Source organism: Candidatus Hydrogenedentota bacterium (genome assembly GCA_018005585.1).
In the GTDB taxonomy this organism is placed as follows: Bacteria; Hydrogenedentota; Hydrogenedentia; order Hydrogenedentales; family JAGMZX01; genus JAGMZX01.
This window is the reverse complement of sequence record JAGMZX010000067.1, coordinates 26,653-28,313: the sequence shown is the minus strand read 5'-3', so window position 1 is coordinate 28,313 and position 1,661 is coordinate 26,653. Positions and strand designations below refer to the sequence as shown.

Sequence of the window (1,661 nt, the reverse complement as noted above, 5' to 3'; positions counted from 1 at the left end):
GCCTTCGGGGCGATTTCCTGAGAGAGTCGCGTACCGTCGCCGGGCACTGTCACGGGCGACTCTTCTTCAAGCGTAACCTTGGTTGCCGATGCCAGGGGCCTGGCGAAGGTGAGCATGGCCCGCCGGGTCCGCGTGGTGGGGTTGAACAGCCGGACAACCACGCCATGGCCGTCTTCGGAGCACTTTACCGCGCTCACCGCGACCTGGTCCCCTTCGAGGGTCATGAATCCGAAAACCCGGGGCAAGTCGCCGCCGTGAGCGCCCGACTGGGCCGGTTCGGCGGGCACGCAGAGTCGTTCCACCTCGCCATAGATGTCCACCATGTCCCAAGCCCCGGCATGAGGGTAGAGCAGGAAGCGGAATTCGTGTTCCCCGGGGCACTGGGAAAGCCGCATCTCCGGGTGAATGTCCCAGCGTTTGCTTACGGTGGTCAGGCTGAGTTCATATGCGCGCAGCAGGGTGACCGCGATGGCCCTTTCGGGGGTCTGGGTCACCTCATATTCCCGCAGACCATCATTTATCACGGCGAGGCCGCCGCGGCTGTCGCTGACATCCACAAACCGCTGCATCGGGAACGTTACGCTGGTGCTGCCGCGCCAGGGACTGTCCGGTCCGAACACGATTTCCCGCTCGACCACATCAAACGCGCTTTCCACGTGACAAACGTTTGTGTCCCGCCGCGCTGGAAACAGTGCGCGCAGGCGGTGAGAATCGGCCTGATTATCGAAACGCGTGACCACTTCGAGCGACCGGGCGCCCTTCTTGAGGCTGACATAGGAATGAATCAGCAGCGGGAATGTCGCTTCCGAACGGCGCGCATGATTGCCAACGCCGTCCAGCCGCCGCCACGGGTCGCCGCCGTTCTCTTCCAGGCGCGCGGGCACCGTCATGTGGTAGTCGACGCGGTATCGCGCCAGCAGCGGGCCGTTTTCTTCCAAGGAAACCACGACGGGACAACCGCGGCTGTTGATGACGCGGTCCTGTCCCGGCGCGAGGTGCATCCAGGCCATGCCGGCTTCGCCGCCGTCCTCGAACTGGTTCAAGCCGTGGAACACAAGGCCGGACGCCTTATGCGTGACTGACAGGGTTCCGTCCGGGGCGATTTGCGCGTGCAGATGCTCGTTTTCCATGCTGTTGTCGCCTTGGGCGAGACCGCCGCGCGCAAATGCGCCCTTGGGGTCCAGCCGATAGGTCCGGTAGCCCAGTCCTGGCAGGTCACAAGCCTCGATATGCACGGAAAAACGTTGGGCCCGCATCATGGCGGGCGCATCGCCGTCATGGTTGACGATGGCGTGATGGGACTTGCGCGTTCCCCCCTGCACGGCTACGGGCGCGCCGCTTACGGCGTCGGTCAGGCCGAATTCGTGGATTGCCAGATGTTCTGGCACATCGATGATGGCAGTCACCACCTCGGAGCGCGCGCGTGGCGATGCATTAAAGACCGTAACGAGCACGTCATCCGTACTCATTCCGCTGTTGTCAATACGCGCCTGAAGGTACGCGAGGCTGCGCCGCTGCAAGCCCTTCGCGACGTTGATGACCTGGCGGAGCCGGTATTCCATGTCGCGCTCGATTTCATCGATGCCGCTGCCCGCGATGCTGTCGTGAGCGTGGCAGGAAAGCAGGGTTTTCCAGGCAAGGTCGAGCATGGTGCGGGGATA

At 63.5% G+C, this 1,661-nt stretch carries 1 protein-coding gene; it reads right to left on the bottom strand.

The annotated features are described in order from the left end of the window. On the bottom strand, positions 1-1,661 hold a 1,661-nt coding region (locus KA184_12700), incomplete at both ends, for a hypothetical protein (protein ID MBP8130430.1).